The 19,246-nt window shown below is 59.0% G+C and carries 12 protein-coding genes and 8 pseudogenes; 9 read left to right on the top strand and 11 right to left on the bottom strand.

Features of this window, described 5'->3' with window-relative positions:
• Positions 1 to 285: 285 nt before the first annotated feature.
• Positions 286 to 357 (top strand): annotated as a pseudogene (locus AKG12_RS31225) (IS6 family transposase); the annotation flags it as partial.
• Between the two features lie 51 nt (positions 358 to 408).
• Here the strand turns inward: AKG12_RS31225 and AKG12_RS28505 are convergent.
• Together AKG12_RS28505 and AKG12_RS28500 are read right to left on the bottom strand one after the other, a co-directional pair.
• A complete protein-coding gene (locus tag AKG12_RS28505) occupies positions 409 to 1,746 on the bottom strand; it encodes an ATP-binding protein (protein ID WP_052821407.1) in 1,338 nt (445 codons plus the stop codon).
• The gene (locus tag AKG12_RS28500; protein ID WP_197283370.1) at positions 1,743 to 2,474 is read right to left on the bottom strand and encodes a response regulator; all 732 of its coding nucleotides are present in this window, start codon (positions 2,472 to 2,474) and stop codon (positions 1,743 to 1,745) included. Before AKG12_RS28500 ends, AKG12_RS28505 begins: the two co-directional genes overlap by 4 nt.
• Positions 2,475 to 2,677: 203 nt before the next feature.
• Here AKG12_RS28500 and AKG12_RS28495 point away from each other — a divergent pair, with 203 nt between their 5' ends.
• From AKG12_RS28495 to AKG12_RS28480, 4 genes and pseudogenes are all read left to right on the top strand, one after another.
• Positions 2,678 to 3,328 (top strand): hypothetical protein, encoded by a 651-nt coding sequence (locus AKG12_RS28495; RefSeq protein ID WP_052821409.1) that lies wholly within the window; start codon positions 2,678 to 2,680, stop codon positions 3,326 to 3,328.
• 126 nt (positions 3,329 to 3,454) lie between these two features.
• The gene (locus tag AKG12_RS28490; protein ID WP_052821408.1) at positions 3,455 to 3,751 is read left to right on the top strand and encodes a hypothetical protein; all 297 of its coding nucleotides are present in this window, start codon (positions 3,455 to 3,457) and stop codon (positions 3,749 to 3,751) included.
• A gap of 22 nt (positions 3,752 to 3,773) precedes the next feature.
• Complete coding sequence (locus tag AKG12_RS28485) at positions 3,774 to 4,997, top strand: efflux RND transporter periplasmic adaptor subunit (protein WP_052821405.1); 1,224 nt, start codon at positions 3,774 to 3,776, stop codon at positions 4,995 to 4,997.
• A gap of 3 nt (positions 4,998 to 5,000) precedes the next feature.
• Positions 5,001 to 6,958, top strand: a pseudogene (locus AKG12_RS28480) (MacB family efflux pump subunit).
• A gap of 311 nt (positions 6,959 to 7,269) precedes the next feature.
• Here AKG12_RS28480 and AKG12_RS28475 read toward each other — a convergent pair.
• From AKG12_RS28475 to AKG12_RS28460, 4 pseudogenes are all read right to left on the bottom strand, one after another.
• Positions 7,270 to 7,939, bottom strand: a pseudogene (locus AKG12_RS28475) (IS6 family transposase).
• Between the two features lie 27 nt (positions 7,940 to 7,966).
• Positions 7,967 to 8,038: pseudogene (locus tag AKG12_RS31480) on the bottom strand (IS6 family transposase); the annotation flags it as partial.
• Between the two features lie 696 nt (positions 8,039 to 8,734).
• Positions 8,735 to 9,918: pseudogene (locus tag AKG12_RS29945) on the bottom strand (Tn3 family transposase).
• Positions 9,919 to 9,993: 75 nt separating this feature from the next.
• Positions 9,994 to 11,340 (bottom strand): annotated as a pseudogene (locus tag AKG12_RS28460) (IS3 family transposase).
• A gap of 93 nt (positions 11,341 to 11,433) precedes the next feature.
• Here AKG12_RS28460 and AKG12_RS28450 point away from each other — a divergent pair.
• Positions 11,434 to 11,646 carry a hypothetical protein gene (locus AKG12_RS28450; protein WP_052821400.1) on the top strand — a complete coding sequence of 71 codons (213 nt, stop codon included), beginning with the start codon at positions 11,434 to 11,436 and terminating at the stop codon, positions 11,644 to 11,646.
• A 6-nt stretch (positions 11,647 to 11,652) separates the two neighbouring features.
• Here AKG12_RS28450 and AKG12_RS29940 read toward each other — a convergent pair whose 3' ends face one another.
• Positions 11,653 to 14,889 (bottom strand): hybrid sensor histidine kinase/response regulator, encoded by a 3,237-nt coding sequence (locus AKG12_RS29940; RefSeq protein ID WP_082179115.1) that lies wholly within the window; start codon positions 14,887 to 14,889, stop codon positions 11,653 to 11,655.
• Positions 14,890 to 15,141: 252 nt separating this feature from the next.
• Between AKG12_RS29940 and AKG12_RS28440 the strand changes: the two genes are divergently transcribed.
• Together AKG12_RS28440 and AKG12_RS31355 are read left to right on the top strand one after the other, a co-directional pair.
• The gene (locus AKG12_RS28440; protein WP_137067665.1) at positions 15,142 to 15,432 is read left to right on the top strand and encodes a DUF3892 domain-containing protein; all 291 of its coding nucleotides are present in this window, start codon (positions 15,142 to 15,144) and stop codon (positions 15,430 to 15,432) included.
• A gap of 53 nt (positions 15,433 to 15,485) precedes the next feature.
• Entirely contained in the window at positions 15,486 to 15,734 is a 249-nt protein-coding gene (locus AKG12_RS31355) for a DUF982 domain-containing protein (RefSeq protein WP_080823526.1), read from the top strand.
• Positions 15,735 to 15,790: 56 nt separating this feature from the next.
• On the opposite strand, the gene AKG12_RS28430 is transcribed toward AKG12_RS31355, so the two are convergent.
• From AKG12_RS28430 to AKG12_RS28420, 3 genes and pseudogenes are all read right to left on the bottom strand, one after another.
• On the bottom strand, positions 15,791 to 16,828 hold the full coding sequence (locus tag AKG12_RS28430; protein ID WP_052821398.1) for a sensor histidine kinase: 1,038 nt from the start codon (positions 16,826 to 16,828) through the stop codon (positions 15,791 to 15,793).
• Positions 16,829 to 16,920: 92 nt separating this feature from the next.
• Positions 16,921 to 17,928, bottom strand: a complete 1,008-nt coding sequence (locus AKG12_RS28425; protein WP_052821397.1) for a sensor histidine kinase — start codon at positions 17,926 to 17,928, stop codon at positions 16,921 to 16,923.
• Positions 17,929 to 18,227: 299 nt separating this feature from the next.
• A pseudogene (locus AKG12_RS28420) lies at positions 18,228 to 18,622 on the bottom strand (DUF1236 domain-containing protein).
• Positions 18,623 to 18,724: 102 nt separating this feature from the next.
• On the opposite strand from AKG12_RS28420, the gene AKG12_RS31220 reads away from it, so the two are divergent.
• Positions 18,725 to 19,126: a hypothetical protein gene (locus tag AKG12_RS31220; RefSeq protein WP_225246563.1), complete on the top strand. Its 402-nt coding sequence runs from the start codon at positions 18,725 to 18,727 to the stop codon at positions 19,124 to 19,126.
• Here the strand turns inward: AKG12_RS31220 and AKG12_RS31215 are convergent.
• Positions 19,123 to 19,246: pseudogene (locus tag AKG12_RS31215) on the bottom strand (IS5 family transposase); the annotation flags it as partial. The gene AKG12_RS31220 and the pseudogene AKG12_RS31215 overlap by 4 nt on opposite strands.

Here is a 19,246-nt window from a genome sequence, read left to right as displayed (position 1 = left end):
GCCAAAACTGCCTCCTAAAAAGCAGTCTTGAATCACGCTTCTGCTGATTTGGGAATCCACTTTGTCAACAGGACCTAACATTGCGCTGTCATTTCCTTTGATATCTAACCTTCGAATGAAGAAGGTAACGGCAACAGAACTGGCATCAGACGTTGGGAACATCGCGCGGACGATCACCTATCTCGCTCTCCCGGGAATGCGACCGACGGATCTCGTAGGCGCGGTCGGAAAGAAACATCCTGCCGTGGCATAGTAAAGTTAACGACCGAGAAGCAAAGGTGTGACGCCAACCTCTTCCACATCCCGCGCCACGACATCCCCTCCAACCATCATCGAAAACTGCGCACAGCGGCGATGAACCCTATGGGCGAAGATCGCTCGGGCATGAACGGTTTTATGCGGCTGGCGTCACACCTTTGCTTCTCGGTCGTTAACTTTACGATGCCGGTATCCACTATCTGATGAAGGTTGAGTCGACGATGCTCCCTGAAATCTGATAAGTCTTACAGTCTGGATCAAACCCGCCGGAAGGTCATTGACAAGTTCGATACTGCCGCCGAAGCGCTCGATGATTTCCTTGGCGATGGCAAGACCGAGCCCCACGCCCGGGGTTGACTTGCGCCGCGCGAGGTCGACCCGGAAGAAGGGTTCGAAAACCCGCCCGATCAGTTCCTGAGGAATGCCAGGGCCCTCGTCCCTGATCGTCACGACGATTTCGCTGTCGTCTCCGGTCAGATCGATATGCGCCTTCTTGCCATGGGTGACAGCGTTCAGGATGAGGTTGCGCAAGGCTCTCTTGAGTGCCAGCGGAGCCGCCTTGATAGTCATGGCGTCTTCCGGCTCGATGAAGTCGAGAGCACCCGCATGACCAAGATCGGAAACATCGCTGACGATCTCGCTGAGAAGCGTACCGATGTCGATCGTCTTGGCGCTGTCCTGGCTGACCTCTTCCCGCACCAGAACAATGGCGCTGTCCGCGATGGCGTCCAGCTCCTCAAGGTCCGCCAGCCATTTGGCCCGTTCCTCGTCGTTTTCGATGAATTCAGCCCTCAGGCGCATACGGGTCATCGGTGTTCGGAGATCGTGGCCGGCGGCGGCGACGAGGCGCATGCGGCTTTCCATAGCCGCTTTCAGACGGCAGGCGAGTTCGTTCAGCGCCCGCGCCGTGGCGCGGATTTCGCCCGGTCCGGTTTCCGGCAGGTGCGGCAGCGAACCGTCAGGCCCGATGTTGGCGGCGGCGTTTTCCAGCATGTCGAGCGGGCGGGTGATCTTGCTGGCCGCAAAGATCGAAACCGCGGCGCTACCAAGAATGATCAGCCCGATCCACATGCCGAAAATCTTCCAGCCGCCCGGCGGCGGACCCATATGCGGGATTTCCGCGACCAGCCAGCCGCCTTTTTCCAGCGCGATGGCCGCCATGGGCGCAGGATTTCCCGGCGAGCGGATGACCATCGCGGTGCGCGGCTCTCCGACGCGCACGAGCGCCTTTTCCAGAAATTCCGAGAGCATCCCGTCGAAATCACCTTTCGGCGGTTTTTGTTTGATGTCAAAATAACCCGGCTGCTGGAGCGTGGGGTCGCGCTCGACCATCGTCACGGCGAAGGAAAGGCTACGGGCCACCGGCTCGATGGTGGCATCAGGCGGTGGCGGCTGCAATGTCCGGTCGGCGACAATAGTCGCAAGCGCGATCACAGCAATGATGGAGACGATCATCAGCGCCGTGATGCGGCTTCTAAGAGAACTCATCGCTGCACCGGCAGGGTTCTGACCGGAACAGTCATCTGGTAACCGCCATTGCGCACGGTCTTGAAGATCGGCGTTTGAGTATCGGCGTCAAGTTTCTTGCGCAAGCGGCTCATCAGCACGTCGATTGAGCGGTCGAACGGTCCCCGGTCCCTGCCCTGCGTGAGGTCGAGAAGCTGATCGCGGGAAAGGAGCCGTCCCGGCCTGTCCAGAAATACTTTCAGCAGATCAAATTCCGCTCCCGTCAAATCAATATTTTCGCCGCTGGCGCGGACCACGGAGCGCTGCTCAGGATCGGCAGTGAAATCCGCAAAACCATAGGCGGCGGATGAGGGGTGGGGGGCTTCCTGCGGCGTCGCGCGGCGCAGCACTGCCTTGATGCGCGCCGTCAGTTCGCGTGGATTGAAGGGTTTGCCGAGATAGTCGTAGGCACCGATTTCCAGCCCGACGATGCGGTCGACATCCTCCTTCAGCGCAGTCAGGAGAATGACTGGCGTGCGCGGCCGGCGGCCCTGCAGATCGCGGCAGATATCGAGACCGGAACCATCTGGTAGCATGACGTCGAGCACGATCAGATCGGGGCCGGAACTGGCGATCCGCTCCTCGAACTCACGCCTGTCGGCGGCCATCGACACGCGGAACCCCTGCGAGCCGAGATATTTCGCGAGCAATGTGCGTATTTCCGGATCGTCATCGACGATCAATATATGTGTCACCGAAACCGTCGCCATATCGTCCAACCTTTTGATGCCACTATACATAAGCGACGCGAAGAAACGGCGGATTTTTGCAACGAAAGCTTGCTGCGGCCGCTCTGGCAACATTCGGTTAAAAATAGGCCGCGCGTGGAACAAGACCCGCAACATTGGGACCAAAGCCGGAAACGCTTAGCTCCTATCGTCTTCTCAGGTTGGAAAACGAAAAGGAAGGTAAGATGAGAAACGCTCTAATCGCCACCGCCGTGGTCGTGACAACTGTTCTTGGCGCTTCGGCCACCTCCCGAGCTGCGGAGCAGGGTGAACCATTGCCGCAGGCATCGGAACAGGCCGTGCCGCCGCTGGCCAGTCCTGACTTCGGCTCGAATAGTGCTCCGGAGCAAAGGCTGCCGCATGGCCGCAAGATGGCCGGGCCTGAGATGCTACGCCCGGATATGATGGGGCCGGATATATTGGGGTTGGCGACGAAACTTTCGGCAGCGGAAATCTATCTCGGCGTCACACCTGAACAGCTTGGTCCGTGGCGCGCCTATGCCACTGCGCTGATCGATCTTGTTTTGCCCACTTCAGAACTCAAGCCATTGCCGCCGAAGGGACCGGGTGCGACGCGGCTAGAGCCGCGTCTTGCCGGTGAGGAACTGGCCGGCATCGCAATGAAAAAGGCAGAACAGGCTAAAGCACTTCAGGACGCATCGGCTACGCTGAAACCGAAACTTTCTCCGCAGCAGGTGCAGAAGCTTGCTGAACTCGAACGCGCATTGATGCCGCCTCTGCCTCCCGTCCCGCATGATGGCCGTGCACGAGACGGTCGTATCGAGCCTCCGCATGGCGACAGGATGCCGCCGCTGCCTCAGGCAGAGCGGGGCTGACGCCACTCTTCAAAGTTTCCTCCTTTAATAGCCCCCCAGCAAAGGAGGAAATCAGCCGGAAACGGCTGAAGCCGGGGGATCGCTCGCCTGCGATCCCCCGCGTGATTTTCAAGCGAGAAGATGATGATGAGATATTTCTACCTGATGCTGGCGACGGTTTTTGGTTTGAGCTTCGTCTGGTCGGTCGCTGCGGCCAGTGACAGGCCGGTGCGAGATCCGGCGGCGAAATTCCGGCAGGACGAACAGTGGCACCAACCCGTCTGCGCCAAGGAACGGCGCGAAAATGCACACGGCAAGCGTCGTCACCACACCTGCCGCAAGGCATCCGCCAGAAAGTCTGTTGCCGCCTATGAATGGATCGAAGCAGACAACGGCTTCATCCTAGTGAAACACGACATGAGGTCGGTTTCTTCTTTTGAGTAGACCGGCCGGACAGGACAGGACGATGAAAATGGCTCGCAAAGCAGGTGTGGCGCTGACGGTTGTCGCGCTCGCCCTAGGTGGCTACTGGCTGTCCTCCCAATATACGCGGGCCGCAACGCCCGGTTATATCACCTCATCTGTGAAGCGCGGTGATATCGAGCAGACTGTTCTGGCGACTGGAACGCTCAAACCCGTTCGTCTGGTGGCCGTCGGCGCGCAGGCCTCCGGTCGCATCACCGCCGTCAAGGTCGCACTTGGAGATACGGTCAAGGCGGGCGATCTCATTGCCGAGATCGATTCCGTTACCCAGAATAACAGCCTTCGCACGGCGCTGGCAGCGCTTGCCAACGTGAAGGCGCAGCGGGTGGAAAAGCAGGCGACACTTGTTCTTAACCGCCAGAGCCTTGTCCGCCAACAGGAAATGGTGTCGAAAAATGCCGCCTCCCGTGCGGATTTCGAAAGCGCCACTGCAGCGCTCGCAGTCACCCAGGCGCAGATCGAAGCGATTGACGCCCAGATCGAGGAGGCACAGGTCGCTGTCGAAACGGCAAAGGCCAATCTCGGCTATACGAGGATCACCGCGCCCATCGAAGGCACTGTTCTGTCTATCGTCAGCCAGGAAGGGCAGACCGTCAACGCCACCCAATCCGCGCCTACCATCGTCATTCTCGGCCAGCTCGACCGGATGACGGTGCGCACGGAGATTTCCGAGGCGCATGTAACGCGGGTCAAGCCGGACCTGCCGGTCTATTTCACCGTGCTGGGTGAGCCGCAGCAGCGTTACGACGCGACGCTTGCTTCGATAGAGCCGGCACCGGAATCGGTGCGCAGCGATTCCAGCTTCAGTTCCTCGACCTCTTCATCCTCCAGCTCGTCCTCCTCCAGCACGTCGGCCTCCGAGGCGATCTATTATAATGGCGTGTTCGAAGTGCCGAACCCGGAAGGCAAGCTGCGCACCTATATGACGGCGGAGGTCCATATCGTTCTTGGCGAAGCGAAGGACGTGCTGACCGTCCCCTCGGCGGCCCTTGGCAGCATGGAAAGCGACGGCAGCTATGCCGTGCGTGTGACCGACGCCGATGGCACGGTTTCCGACCGCAAGGTCGAAATCGGTTTGAACAACAAGGTCACGGCGGAAGTTCGTTCCGGCCTTGCCGAGAATGAGCGCGTTGTGACAGGCGAGCGTTCCACCGCCACCACCGCAAACGCCATGCCGGGGCCGGGCGGCCCGCCGATGGGGCTCTGAACCATGGCTGAACCTTTGATTTCGCTTAATCCGTGCGGCGGGATTATCCCTCCGGCGAAGGCACGATCAGCGTGCTGAAGAACATCGACCTCACTATCGAGGCCGGTGAGATGGTGGCGATCGTCGGCGCGTCCGGGTCGGGCAAGTCGACGCTGATGAATATTCTCGGCTGCCTCGACCGCCCGACATCGGGTAGCTACAGCATCAGGGGCCGGGAAACGGGCAATCTCGATTCCGACGCGCTTTCGGCGCTCAGGCGTGAAAATCTCGGGTTCATCTTCCAGCGCTACCATCTGCTCGCCGAACTGACGGCGCTCGGCAATGTCGAAATTCCGGCTATCTATGCCGGCAAGACGCAGGGCGACCGTAGGCACAATGCCGCAAGGCTGCTTGGCCGCCTCGGCATGGCGGAACGCCTCGATCACCGTCCCGGCCAGCTTTCCGGCGGCCAGCAGCAGCGCGTTTCCATTGCCCGCGCCCTGATGAACGACGCCGAGATCATTCTTGCCGACGAGCCGACCGGCGCGCTCGACAGCACCAGCGGCGACGAGGTGCTGCGCATCCTCGGCGAGCTGCATGCCGAAGGCCGCACCGTCATCATCGTTACCCATGACATGTCGATTGCCAGACGCGCCGGGCGGATCATCGAAATCAGCGACGGCACGATCATTTCCGACCGCAGGACGGATGCAACGCCCGTACCGCAGGACGATGCCAAACCCGTTGCCGTTTCCGGCGGGTCTTCCGGTCTCGCGGGTCTCGTTTCGTCCCTGCGCGAAGCCTTGCGCATGGCGCTTCTGTCGATGCGGGCGCACAAGCTGCGCACCTTTCTCACCATGCTCGGCATCATCATCGGCATCGCCTCGGTCATCAGCGTCGTGGCGCTCGGGCAGGGGTCGCAGCAGCGGGTGCTGCAGAACATATCGAGCCTCGGCACCAACACGCTGGAAATCTTCGCGGGCAAGGATTTCGGCGACATAAGGTCGGGCAAGATCACCACGCTCGTCGTTTCCGATGCCGAAGCGCTTGCCAAGCAATCCTATGTCGCGGCGGTGACGCCGACGGTCTCGACCTCCAGCACGGTGCGTTTCGGCGCGAAGGAGGCGAATGCGCTGGTGAACGGCGTCAGCGAGCGCTATTTCGTCGCCAAGGGCACCAAGCTGTCGCAGGGCCGCTTTTTCGATGGCGGAAGCGTCGCGCAGAAGGCGCAGGAAGTGGTGATCGACGAAAATACCCGCAAATCGCTGTTTGCGGATTTCGATGGCAGTCCTGTCGGCCAGGTCATTCTCATCGGCAAGGTGCCGGCCCGCATCGTCGGCGTCACGCAGGCGCAGCAGGGCGGTTTCGGCTCAAGCCAGAACCTGTCGCTTTACCTGCCCTATACCGCCGTCCAGTCACGCTTTCTCGGCAGCCTGTCGCTGCGCAGCATCACGGTGCAGGTGGCCGACGATGTCGATGCCTCAATCGCCGAGCAGGCTGTGACGACGTTTCTGACCCAGCGGCACGGCACACGGGATTTCTACATTCTCAACACCGACGACATTCGCCAGACCATCACCAGCACCACGCAGACGCTGACCCTCCTGATAGCCGCTATCGCTGTGATTTCGCTGCTGGTCGGCGGCATCGGGGTGATGAACATCATGCTGGTATCTGTGTCTGAACGCGTATCGGAAATCGGCGTGCGCATGGCAGTCGGCGCACGGCGCAGTGATATATTGCGCCAGTTCCTGATCGAGGCAGTGCTCGTCTGCATCATCGGCGGAACGCTGGGAATTTTGGGCAGCTTCGGCTTCGGCGCGCTTTTCTCCGCCTTCAGCAGCAATTTAGCCATGGTCTATTCCACGGCGTCGATCATCGCCGCCTTCGTCTGCTCGACGCTGATCGGCGTTGTCTTCGGTTATCTGCCGGCGCGCAACGCGTCGAAGCTCGATCCCGTCGCGGCGCTCTCGAGTGTATGAAGAATAAAATCATTGGGATCACGTTCAAAGCACTGAAAGGAGTGTAAAAGCCTTGTTCGAGGCACGCCGCAAGTTCGAACATCCAATCCCCGCTCTCGACATGGTCGCGCCACAACCGAACAACTGGCCGCTCTCAAAAGCTCACCGACGAGGGGAACACACCCCCACGGCGAAAAAAAATAGAAGACCGCCCTCTCTAGAAAGTCTCACATCGTGCTGGCCAGATCGGTGGCAATGCTACGGTGATGGAAATGGGCATCGTAAAGTTAACTTCAGCGAAGCAAACGCGTGACGCCCGCCACGTGCACTGCTCATGCGCGAGCGATCTTCGCCCATAGTTTCATTGCCGCTGTGCGCAGTTTTCGATGATGGTTGGAGGGGATGTCGTAGCGCGGGATGTGGAAGAGGGGCAATCGGATCATGGATCGAGACGAAGCGTTGCAATGCCGCTTTGACTTGAAGCGCTTCATGATCCGCTCTCGCCGTCGGACTGGTTGGTGGGAGTTCTCCGCCCGATTGTTCAGCCCTTTATGGGAGCAGTGCTCGACGCCGGCCTGTTTTGCTGCGCTGTAGGAGCGAAGCTTGTCGGTGATCACTACGCATGGCGATCGTCCCAGACCTTTCAAAAGCATGCGCATCAGGCGGTTGGCCGATTTGGCGTTGGCGCGGCTTTGCACCAAAACCTCCAGGACAAAACCGTCCTGATCCACGGCGCGCCATAGCCAATGCTTCTTGCCCCCGATCGAGATAACGACCTCATCGAGGTGCCACTTGTCACCCAGCCGGCCGGATGACCGAGGACGGATCTCGTTGGCAAAGGTCCTGCCAAATTTCTCCGCCCATACCCGCACGGTCTGATGCGAGACAATGATGCCACGGGGCCGGCAGCATGTCTTCAACCATCCGCAGGCTCAGAGGGAAGCGGAACTAGAGCCACACCGCGAGGGCAATGATTTCAGCGGGAAAGCGGTGGCGNACCATCCGCAGGCTCAGAGGGAAGCGGAACTAGAGCCACACCGCGAGGGCAATGATTTCAGCGGGAAAGCGGTGGCGACGGTAGAGCGGATCACGGGTGGTCATGCCCCTTCATCGCCTATCAAACTCCAAGTTCCGTTAACCTTACGATGCCAGTTCTGTCTCATGGGCGCAGATGTCAAACATACTATGAACGTTTGGCTGGTGTGCACCGTCATACGGCTCTCCACATATCCCTGTTTATTTATTTTGATTCAAGTAAGCACTGAGCGTGGCATTGGTCAGTCAACTTTTTGTTACGTTCGTCGTTGTAAAGGCGCGAACGTGAGCGAAGCTGGATTGTTCCGGTAGCTCACTGGCCCTTCACCAAGGCCTAGTTGTAAGTGTATGTCTGCACGAGCCCCAGTGTGTTTTTTGAGAGTAGCCTGAGCCAGATAGCCAGCAGCGGCGGGACATTTGCTTTACCTCGGCTCATTGCCTCCACGACTGACAGATCGCATTGGAGTACTTCTGCCAAGTCTGGAAGTGACCACTGGAGATTGTACAGGCAACGGCGAAACTCTTCGGGCGCCATGGTCTTGCCACTTTACTTCGCTTCAAGCAAAGGAACCCACCATTCTCGGCGGGTTCCCTCACGATGCACTACCATACGTTGGAGCGCGGTCTTCTGGTCCCGCGCACGCTCATAGTGTGGCACTGCGGTTAATGATGGGTTAACGGCCAAAAAGAAATCTGCCGGAGCAGGTCTCATGCAAAGACACCATCAGACAAGGCCGCTTGAACCACCAGGCCAAAGCGGCGTCACGACACGAAAGTGTTGAATCTGTCCGACTTTTGAGAACGTATGGTGATCACGCTGCGAGGATGGATGTTTCGCGCCGTAGCGGCCTGAGATCGAGGCTTTCCGTCGAGGTCCAAATGTAATCGCCACTGAGCCTGATGTGTCGCCACCCGAGCGGGGTGATCTGTTTGACTAGGTCGGGCGATACCCTCCCGGTTGAGTTGGGCGAAGGCCGGTTGGAGATAGAGAGTGTTCCAGTAGACGATGGCATTGAACAGCAGGTTCAGCCCGGACGCCCGGTAGAACTGACTCTCGAAGGTCCTGTCTCGCAGTTCTCCGAGCCGGTTGAAGAACAGCGCACGGGCCAAGGTGTTCTGGGATTCGCTCTTGTTGAGGCCGGCCGTCGCGTTCCTGCGCATTTCGGGGCTCTGCCACCACTGAGGCAGACAGATGGACCGATTGATGCGACCGAGAGCGCGTAGCGCCAACGGCAGTCCGTTATGGCGTGGGAATGCGGACAGCTTTGCCAACAGGGTCGAAAGCCGAACCAGCCCGGAACGGATCGGCGCGACCAGCCGCAGGATGTCGTTCCAGTTTGCCTTGTTCCGCTCGAGGTCGATGGGGTCGCCAACGAGCGATGCAAGGTTTTCGGGAGGTGTGTCGCCCGGAAGAGATAGAGCTTGCGATCCTTGAAACCGCGCAGCCTGGGCACAATCTGGAAACCAACGAGATGGCAAAGGGCGAAGCTCATATCGCTTACCCCGCCGGTATAGACATAGTGGGTTTCGATGGGGAGATCGCTNACGAGATGGCAAAGGGCGAAGCTCATATCGCTTACCCCGCCGGTATAGACATAGTGGGTTTCGATGGGGAGATCGCTGCCATGATAGAGCAAGCCGTCGAGGACATAGATGGCTTCGCTCGCATTGGCATTCATGGCGATGATGTAGAAAGCGCCGTACTGGTCAGAGGTGAACCGGTAGAACTTGGCGCCGGGGTTGGGACTATAGCGGGCGTTGAGGTCGCCGATCGCCTCGGCGTGTCCGCCCGCCGGAAAATATTGGCCATCGGAGGATGACGTTGTTCCATCGCCCCACAAGCTTGCCAGAGGCAATTGCCTCTTGGCGTTGACGAGAATGGCGTGCGCGGCCGTGTCCCCTTCCTCGCGAATATGCCAATCGTGCGCCCAGGCGAGTTGGCGCATCTGTCCGTCGTCGAATGATTTGAGACTTTTTGGGCTTTGGAAGAATGGAGTTTCCGGCTCGGGTAGCTGGTTAATTTAAGCCGCTTTGGCCTGGTGGTTCAAGCGGCGCTGTCTGATGGTTTCTCGTTTGATCCTTTCACGTTCGAGCAGGATTGTTTGGCCGCGCCCGAAGTAGACGTCGGCCGGAGTGAGATTGTCGAGGCTCTCGTGGTATCGGCGATGATTGTAATGCTCGACGAAAGCCGCGATCTGGGCTTCGAGGTCCTCCTGGAAGAAGTAGTTTTCCAGCAGGATGCGGTTCTTCAACGTCTGGTGCCAGCGCTCGATCTTGCCCTGCGTCTGCGGATGTCCGGAAGCGCCGTGGACCTGGCCGATCTTGTATTTGTCCAGCCATTCGCCGAGATCTGAGGCGACGTAACACGGGCCATTGTCCGATAGCAGGCGCGGCCGGTGTTCGACCTTGACCTTGCAGCCTGAGGCGGCCAGCGCCAGGTCGAGCGTGTCGGTGACATCGTCCACCTTCATGCTGGTGCACAGCTTCCAGGCGATGATGTAGCGGGAATAATCGTCGAGGATGGTCGAAAGATAGAACCATCCCCAACCGATGACCTTCAGGTAGGTGAAGTCGGTTTGCCACATCTCGTTCGGGCGCGTGGTCTTGTCCTTGAACTCGTCATTGGCCTTGATGACGATATAGGCTGGCGAGGTGATAAGGTCGTGGGCCTTGAGCAGGCGGTAGACCGAAGCCTCTGAGACGAAATAGCTTTCCATGTCGGTGAACTTCACCGCCAGCTCGCGTGGCGACAGACCGGCATGATCGAGCGCGAGTGTGATGATGCGATCCCTGATATCGTCGGGGATACGGTTCCACACCCGTGACGGCGCGGATGTCCGGTCTTCCAGCCCCTCGACACCGTGGGTCTGGAAGCGATCATACCAGCGATAGAAGGTTGGTCTTGGAATGCCGAGCTTGTCGAGCGTCTGCCTGGCTGGCAGATGAGACCCCTCGATAAGCCGGATGATCTCGAGCTTTTCGGTGGCGGGATATCTCATTCTTCGTCGCCCCCATCCGCGATCATGCTTTTTTAAGCAGGCGGTTTTCCAGGGTGAGGTCGGCCAGCGCCTCTTTCAGGTCGCGGCTTTCACGGCGTAGCGCCTTGACCTCATCGCTGGTGGCCGAGCGGGCAGTGTCTCCGGCAAGCCGCTTCTTGCCCGCTTCGAGGAATTCCTTCGACCAGCTATAATACAGGCTCTCGGCGATCCCTTCACGGCGGCAGATCGCGGCAATGCTGTCTTCGCCGCGCAGCCCCGCCAGCACGATGCGGATTTCTCCTCCGACGAATGGTGCTTGCGCGTGGCGCGACGGATATCCTTGATTGTCTTTTCGGCCGCCGATGTCTGCGGCCCGGTTTTCTGTCTCATCTTCGCTTCCTTTGATAGAGCTACGATGAGCCGAAAATCCTCTCTTCTCAATTAAACCAGTTCTGTCTCATAGGCGTTGATGGCGGACAACGCATGCCCGCATTGACCGTTCGAGAGCCGGTTCTGCCGGAAGACCTCAGCCTTATCCAGCACGTCTTCGACGACGCCTGCGACAGCCACCGAATTCTTAAATCGAGCGAAGACGCCGCAGCCCTGGCGCTGATCCTGGTGCGTCAGCTTCAAAAAGGCCACCGCGACAAGGCGACCTTGAGGCTGGTGATCGACAACATGGTCGAAGCGCGCTGAGGCCGTTCAGCTTGTATCGCCTGCCACCTCAGCAACTATAGCCTTCAGTTGCTCCGGATCGAATGGCTTCGACAGCAATCGTGCACCTTCCGGTATATTGTCTGGAAGGCCACTCTGGCCGCTTGCGACGACGATACCAAGCTCCGGATTGATCAACCTCGCGGCATTCGCAAGCTCAGCGCCGCTCATTCCGGGTAGGCCAAGGTCCGTGACAAGCACATCGAAGCGCTGTCGCGTGATCAGATCAAGAGCATCCTCACCGCTGCCAGCCTCCTCGATCTCATAGCCGGCCGATAACAGCATATCGACCATGTCCAGGCGGATGAGCGCGTCGTCCTCAACGACCAGAACCCTGATTGTCTCTGGCGTGACGTCTGGCGCCGGCTTCGTCGGCAGCATAGTCTGTGGCGAAGCGGCATCAGATCGCGACTGATTTCCGAGAACCTGACGAATTTTGCGTGCCATCGCCTCGCGCGTATATGGCTTCGATAGAAGCTCGACGCCGGCGTCCAGCCGGCCATGATGGACGATGGAATTCTCCGTATAGCCGGAGGTAAACAGCACCGCGAGACGCGGCAGGCGCTGCTTTGCCTTTCTCGCAAGCTCTGGGCTTGTCAGCGATCCGGGCATAACGACGTCGGTGAAGAGGAGATCGATCGCGATACCGCTTTCGACGATCGCCAGAGCGCTTTGGGCGTCCGAGGCTTTCAGAACGCGATAACCGAGGTCGGTCAACAGATCGATGGCGGTATCGCGAACATGATCGTCATCTTCGACCACGAGCACGGTTTCCGTGCCCCCGGCCACCGGTCCAAAATCCTGTCGGACTTCGGCATCCTCGGTTGCCAGGGCTCGTGGCAGGTAGAGCTTGACGGTCGTTCCCTGCCTGACTTCACTATAGATCTTCACGTGACCGTTCGACTGCTTGACGAAGCCGTAGACCATGGACAGACCGAGACCGCTGCCTTTTCCTTCTTCCTTGGTCGAGAAGAATGGCTCAAACACCTGTTCGAGGACGTCAGGCGCGATCCCTGCCCCCGTGTCCGTCACCGCCAGCATGACATACTGCCCCGCCTCGACCTCCAGGTGATTGCGCGCATAGGCTTCGTCGAGGAAGGCGTTGCCGACTTCTACGGTCAGCTTACCGGCGCCGGCCATCGCGTCACGGGCGTTGATCGCAAGATTGAGGACGGCGTTTTCGAGCTGGCTCGGATCGATGGAAGTATTCCACAAACCGCCGGAGACGATCGTTTCGACTTCAATCGCCTCGCCGATCGACCGGCGCAAAAGATCGTCCATTCCGGTAAGAAGCTTGCCGAGATGCACCACCTTCGGCTCAAGCGGCTGGCGGCGGCCAAACGCCAGCAGCTGGCTTGCGAGCTTAGCGCCGCGGCCGACACCCGCGAGCGCATTGGTGATCCTGCGCTCCGCCTTCTCGTTTCCTACGACATCTTTTGCCAGGAGATTGATGTTGCCGGAAACGACCTGCAGCAGGTTGTTGAAGTCGTGGGCGACACCGCCGGTCAGCTTGCCGATCGTCTCCATCTTCTGGGACTGTTGCAAAGCCTTCTGCATTTCGAAGAGCTGTGCGGTTCGCTCCTCGACGCGCGCCTCGAGATAGGCGGCGCTGTCGGCGAGAGCCACCTCCGCCTGTTTCTGATCGTCGATATCGGTATTGGTGCCGATCCAGTGCAGAACGCCGCCGTTTTGCGCCAGAACGGGAACGGCGCGAGCGATATGCCAGCGATAGGTGCCATCATTCCGGCGCAGCCGAAACTCGGTCTGATAGGTCTGGGCTGACGTTCTCGCAGCATTCCATGCTTCGGATGCAGCTTCGATATCGTCCGGATGGACCATCCCGGCCCAGCCGCTCCCACCGAGTTCCTCACTCGTCATCCCGCTATAGGCAAGGACCTGGTCGTTGAACCAGTCCAGCAACCCGTCGGCGCCAGCTGTCCAGACATGGTTGGGCATGGATTGCGACAACGTCCGGAACCGCTCCTCGCTCTGGCGCATGCGCTCTTCCGCTGCCTTGCGGATGGTGATGTCGAGAAAGAGGACGGCGAAACGGTCAGGGCCCACCTTTCGAGCATGCGCTTCATACCAGCGGTTCCCCAAGGCCGGGATATGAACCTCGAACTGCCGAGCTGTTCCTGTTTCGACGACTTCACCATAGGTGGCGATCAGGTCGCTCTGGATGCCGGGGATTGCCTGAGTAACCGGTTTCCCGACGGTTTCTGCAGCGACGAGGCCTGTCTGCCGTTCAAATGCCGGGTTGATATCGATGAACACGAAATCGATTATCTTGCCGGCATCGTCACGCATGATATCGGCGGTGAAGAAGCCCTCGTGCATCTGCTCGAACAGGCCGCGCCAGCGTTCTTCGCTCTGTTGAAGCGTGACCTCGGCTTGCTTGCGCGCGGTGATGTCGAAGGCGATGCCGACGAAGCGGCGCTTGCCGGTCCGCTCGCTCGATACCACCTGTCCGCGCCGTGTAATCCAGCGAACCTCTCCGGTAACCTGGTCGATCCGTCGATATTCGGCGTAGTCCAGCGGATTGCTGTTAGCGAGCCTCGAGGGGCCTGATATTGCCCGGTCGTCGGGATGAAGCAGGCTTACCAGCAAGGTGTCGGTCACCGTCGTATCGGCATCAAGCCCCCAGATTCTTCGATATTCGTCGGAAACATCTAGCTCGCCCGTTTCCGGATACCACTCCAAGGTGCCGACACCACCGGCCTGCTGGGCAATCGCCAGGCGCTGCTCGGTGCGGACGCGATGGGTTGTGTCCTTCAGGATCGCCAGCACGCCAAGGGGCACGCCGTCATGATCCCGGACCGGGCTGAAGTCGAGGTTCAGCCAGACATCCTGAAGCTCGCCATTGCGCTCGATGACAGCATGCCGGTCGCCAAACGACAGGGTGCGGCCGTCGAGCACGATCCTGACAACCCGGGAATTGAACGTCGCAAGCTCAGGCCATGCCTCGGAAATCGGACGACCCAGGAAATCCGGATGGCGTTGACCGGCGAAGGCGGCGTAGGCGTCATTGTAAAGCATGACGCCGTCGGTTCCCCAAAGTATCGCCATCGGCACGCCGGCGCTCATCACCAGACTGAGCGTCTGCTCCAGGACCGGTGGCCACGCGATCCGTGGCCCAAGGGGCGTGAAGCTCCAATCCAGATTGTCGATATGGGTCGCAAACCCACCGGATCGGTGGTGTTTTCGTTTTGAATTTTGTTCGTTCATGGTGCTCGGCAAACAGTTTCTGTCCCGAGCTCATATCAGACTGCGGCAAAAATGTGAATCACTCTCCACTGCCTGTCCGCGTGGCTGTAGAATACGCCGGGACAACCCCCTGTTGCCAAGCCATGCCCGCCAGAGCTTGAAGTCGAACAACGGAGGGGTCCTCCACTCGGACCGCTTGTCCCTGCACTTTTCCATCCGCCACCTACATTAGTATTAGCTGTTCAAACAACATACTTGTTCGAGGAGAAGCAGGTGGCTTATCGGGTCCGGGTTCAAACGGTCATGAGACGTGCGACCGACGACGTCTGCAGTCAGATCACTCACCTCGGCGGCGCCGGCGCGACGCATTGGAAATTGCCCGTGGAAGAGGTTATCCGGCAGATAGAGGCGGGAGAACGCGAGTTTTACGTCCAGCGGCCGATCGGCGACGAAGTCGATCTGTTTGTTGCAGTCGGCCCGGGGAAGAAAAAATACCTGATGACCCTCGCTGACTTCGACCAGCCCAAGACTCTTTTGAACCTGCCATCTTGCTTCGACAGTTAAGAACTCCGGGAACAATTTTCCGTGATTAGACTTCTTTACTTGAGACCTGCGTGATGCGAGACAGTTGGGAAACGCCTGTCAAAGTCATGTTCAACGGAGATACACGCGATAGCGCGAGCACCATGGATGCCGCCGACTGTGTCTTCAGTTGCTGCCCCGAAGAATCCGGGCCAGTCTATGACACCGCCATGCGATGCTTTGCCGAAGTCTTCGATGAACGGCAGTCACCGACTAAAGCAAGAGATGCGTTTGTCGAACTGATCGAAAGCAGTCCATCCATCGAGATCGTCGCAACACGGTGACAGCTATGATCAACGATTTGGTGCAAGCCCGCTGTTTCAGTCAACATGCTTGCACGTCAGGCGCTTGTTGCCGCGCCATCCGTCTCACCATGCTGCAGCTTTGAGAGTGGCGCCTGAAACCTCATCATCACCCCAGACGGCTGGTAGTCTAGGGAAACATCGCCGTAAGCCTTCAGGCTGGATACGACCAGCCGCGATCCGAACCCGGTCCGCGTTGGCTGCTCGACTTCAGGGCCGCCGGACTCCTCCCACCTGAACGTGAACTGCTGCGCACCGTCTTCATCGGCAACCGACCAGGTGACGGAAACCTGACCCTCAGCCCCGGACAGAGCACCATACTTCGTGGCATTGGTGCCGAGTTCATGCAGAACGAGAGACAGTGAGAGAGCGGCCTGCGGCCCGAGCAGCACCGGCGATCCCTCGAACCGCAACCTCGGGCTACCTTCCAGACCCAGGCTGACAGCGGAAGCTTCGACGACTGCGGCGACCGTGGTGCTCGTCCAGTTCTCATGCAGCAGGATGTCATGTGCCCTGGAATAGGCTGCGATACGCGATTGCAGGGCCGCACCGCCCTCCTCGATCGAGCCGGCGTTTCGAAGAGACTGCATGATGATCGACTGGACGACAGCAAGAGAGTTCTTCAGCCGATGATTGAGCTCATGCATCAGCAGCTTTTGCCGCTCGACGGCCTGCCGCTCCTCCGTGCGATCACGAAGGATTTTGAGAAAGCCTTCCGCCGATCCGTTTTCCGAGCGCAGAACCATCATCTCGCCAGAGGCCCAGAATTGCGTGCCGTCCTTGCGCAGGTGCCAACGCTCGTCGGCGCCGCGGCCCTGCTCAAGGGAAGACTTCATCTCAGCTTGCGGGATACCGGCCCGCCGATCCTCAGTGGTGAAGAAAATCGCCGCCGGCTTGCCGAGCATTTCTTCCTCGCTCCACCCCAGGATGCGGGATGCACCTTCGTTCCAGATCGTCACAAGTCCGTCGAGATCCATCGAGACGATGGCATAATCGATAGCGCTGTGCAGTACGGCCTCGAGGAAGCGTTCGCGCGCCGATGCCCTCTTGCCGTTTCGCTCGATTGGTTGATCCATCACTTTGCCCTAAGCCCCGTCCTTGCGTCCACCGCTCTATCACAGGTTAATACAGGTAAAATCAAGGCGTCAACGCCTTCTCAAGCAACAGCTTAACAAGACCATTCCGAGAACGGATCGCGCAAGCCAACCTGGATGCGTGACAGAGGTGCCGTCAGCCTCCAGACGACCCTGCCGTCTGCGAGGCTCCAGGCTGCGTGTCCCGAAAGAGCGGACGGCACCAGCCGACAAAGAACCAGCCTGCCAAACCCTTCGTCTTGCGCCAAGAGGTCAGCGTATTGCAGCGCTGGTTCGGACCAACTCAGCTCGAATTCGACCGGGTTACCGTCCTCAGCCGATGATAGCTTCCAGCTCACCGATATACCCTCGCTCTCTGTCAAACCGAAGTGCATCGCGTTCATGATCAATTCGTGGAGCGCCATGCCGATATTGAGGACGGCATTGGCATCAAGGGCGATCTCCGGTCCAAGTGCCTGGACAGGATAGACGTCTTTAAAGGGTTTGAGCTGATGCGCGATGAGGTCGGCGAGGCTGACGCCGGCCCAATCGACCTGGGAGAGGAGATCATGCGAGTGGGAGAGCGCCATGATGCGTTCGCGGATCCGCTTCTCGAAATCCTCGATCGATCCGGACCGTCCCGCCGTTTGGCGTATCACCGCAAGTATCACGGCATACTGGTTTTTGACGCGGTGATTGATCTCGCGCATCAGCAGGCGAAGCCGGCGCTCGCTCTCTCGCGTCTGCGTGACGTCGCGGGCGATGCTCGACGCCCCCATGAGCTGCCCGTCCCGGCTTTTGATCGGTGAAATCGTGATAGAAATCGGAACCAGTCGCCCGTTACGATGGCGCCGCGTGGTCTCGAACGTCTCGGGTCGCTCGCCGACTTTCAGGCGGCGAAGGATCTCTGCCTCCTCATCCCGCTTGTCGTCCGGGACGATCAAGTAGATCGATTGTTCAACAGCTTCCGCCTCGCAGTAGCCGAACATTCGCTCGGCGGCCTTATTCCAGCTGACGATCGTGCCGGAGAGATCCTTGCTGATGATCGTGTCGAACGACGACTCGACAATGACCCCAAGGCGTTCTTCGGTATGTTTTTCCATGTCCGATGAGTTTCACTGTTGAGGCTGCTGCCGGGACATTTAGGTGCCGGTCTCAGAGATCAAGTCATCGGCGAAGACAATTTTTTATCGCATTGAGGCAAGTCGGCGTGCCACAAGCGCAAAGCGCCTTCATCGACAAGACAATTCAACTCCTGATTCCTGGCGTCCCGCTTATGGGACAGGCATAAGGCTTGGGAGCCTGTACCCCGGCCATAAACGGCCGCGGGCTCATTGCAACAAAAAGCCGGAATGCTGCGTGGCAGCTTCCGGCTCGTTTGAAACGGGTGATTGGCCCGGGACTATCGGACGACCTGCACCACGGTATGGGTGCGAGGGTCAATGATCACACGCTGGTCATTAACCACCGCGTATGCTCGTTGCTCGGAACAGGCGTCAACACGACCGTTTCGGGAACGGGCTTACCCACGACGATCTCCTGGCTCACGGTCACCGGAGCCGGGGCGGGTTGCTCCTGAACATAGGTTACCACTTCCTGTGGCGGTGGATCGATTGCGGTCCCAACAATGGCGCCAGCTACGCCGCCGACTGCTGCCCCGACGGGACCACCAACAATGGCGCCTGTCACGGCGCCGCCAGCGGCACCTTTAACCGTTCCATCCTGGGCAAGCGCACCAGCGCTGCTTCCGAGTAGGACTGCGATTACCGCAGTAGAGGCGAGAATTGTTCGACGCATTGGTTTTCTCCTGTTCGGTTACCAACGACAAAAGAAGCCTTTTCGAGACTTTTGGTTCCCAACGTCACGTCACGAAATACAACAATTTGAAACAGTTACGGCGTGCAGGTCATCGAACAAGCTGGCAAAACGATCATTCTCAATTCCGGATTCAAGCTATCCTTTGAGCCGCTCACACAGCTCACAGAGGAGTGGAGAACGGTCGCTACATTAGGAGAAGAGCATGACGAACGCCTGCGAATCGTCCTACCGATCGATCAAAACATGCGTGGAGTAAACATGATTGATCCGCTCTCGGTTGAACCATTGTCCGTCTATTGGGCACGGAGAAAGACGCAAGATGCGGAAGGCGACGAATGCGAGGTCGTCCAGATCAGCACCGTGTTCGGGCACGCACGCGACTATTGGAGCGTCGCAGTGCTTGGTTCGGATCAGCATTATTCCCTGCACGACTTTGAGTTCGTAGCTCCCATCCGTGCTCCAGACGTGGACGCCGAGAACTAGGTCCTGTTGACAAAGTATGGCAGCCATATCTTTGCGGCTGCCCGGGCGAGGAATGCCGAGAAGGATTTTCGTGTCTTGTCGTATCGGGTCGCGACGCGCCGGAACTGCTTGAGACGGTTG

Origin of the sequence: Agrobacterium sp. SUL3 (genome assembly GCF_001263295.1) — a bacterium.
Classification (GTDB): Bacteria; Pseudomonadota; Alphaproteobacteria; order Rhizobiales; family Rhizobiaceae; genus Agrobacterium; species Agrobacterium tomkonis.
Note: the sequence above shows the minus strand (reverse complement) of the source record. Positions and strands in the feature narration are given on the sequence as shown.

Coding starts and splice junctions, on each gene's coding strand:
- AKG12_RS28505 (WP_052821407.1), bottom strand. CDS start 1,746: ATGAGTTCTCTTAGAAGCCGCATCACGGCGCTGATGATCGTCTCCATC.
- AKG12_RS28500 (WP_197283370.1), bottom strand. CDS start 2,474: ATGGCGACGGTTTCGGTGACACATATATTGATCGTCGATGACGATCCG.
- AKG12_RS28495 (WP_052821409.1), top strand. CDS start 2,678: ATGAGAAACGCTCTAATCGCCACCGCCGTGGTCGTGACAACTGTTCTT.
- AKG12_RS28490 (WP_052821408.1), top strand. CDS start 3,455: ATGAGATATTTCTACCTGATGCTGGCGACGGTTTTTGGTTTGAGCTTC.
- AKG12_RS28485 (WP_052821405.1), top strand. CDS start 3,774: ATGAAAATGGCTCGCAAAGCAGGTGTGGCGCTGACGGTTGTCGCGCTC.
- AKG12_RS28450 (WP_052821400.1), top strand. CDS start 11,434: ATGCCCGCATTGACCGTTCGAGAGCCGGTTCTGCCGGAAGACCTCAGC.
- AKG12_RS29940 (WP_082179115.1), bottom strand. CDS start 14,889: ATGAACGAACAAAATTCAAAACGAAAACACCACCGATCCGGTGGGTTT.
- AKG12_RS31355 (WP_080823526.1), top strand. CDS start 15,486: ATGCGAGACAGTTGGGAAACGCCTGTCAAAGTCATGTTCAACGGAGAT.
- AKG12_RS28430 (WP_052821398.1), bottom strand. CDS start 16,828: ATGGATCAACCAATCGAGCGAAACGGCAAGAGGGCATCGGCGCGCGAA.
- AKG12_RS28425 (WP_052821397.1), bottom strand. CDS start 17,928: ATGGAAAAACATACCGAAGAACGCCTTGGGGTCATTGTCGAGTCGTCG.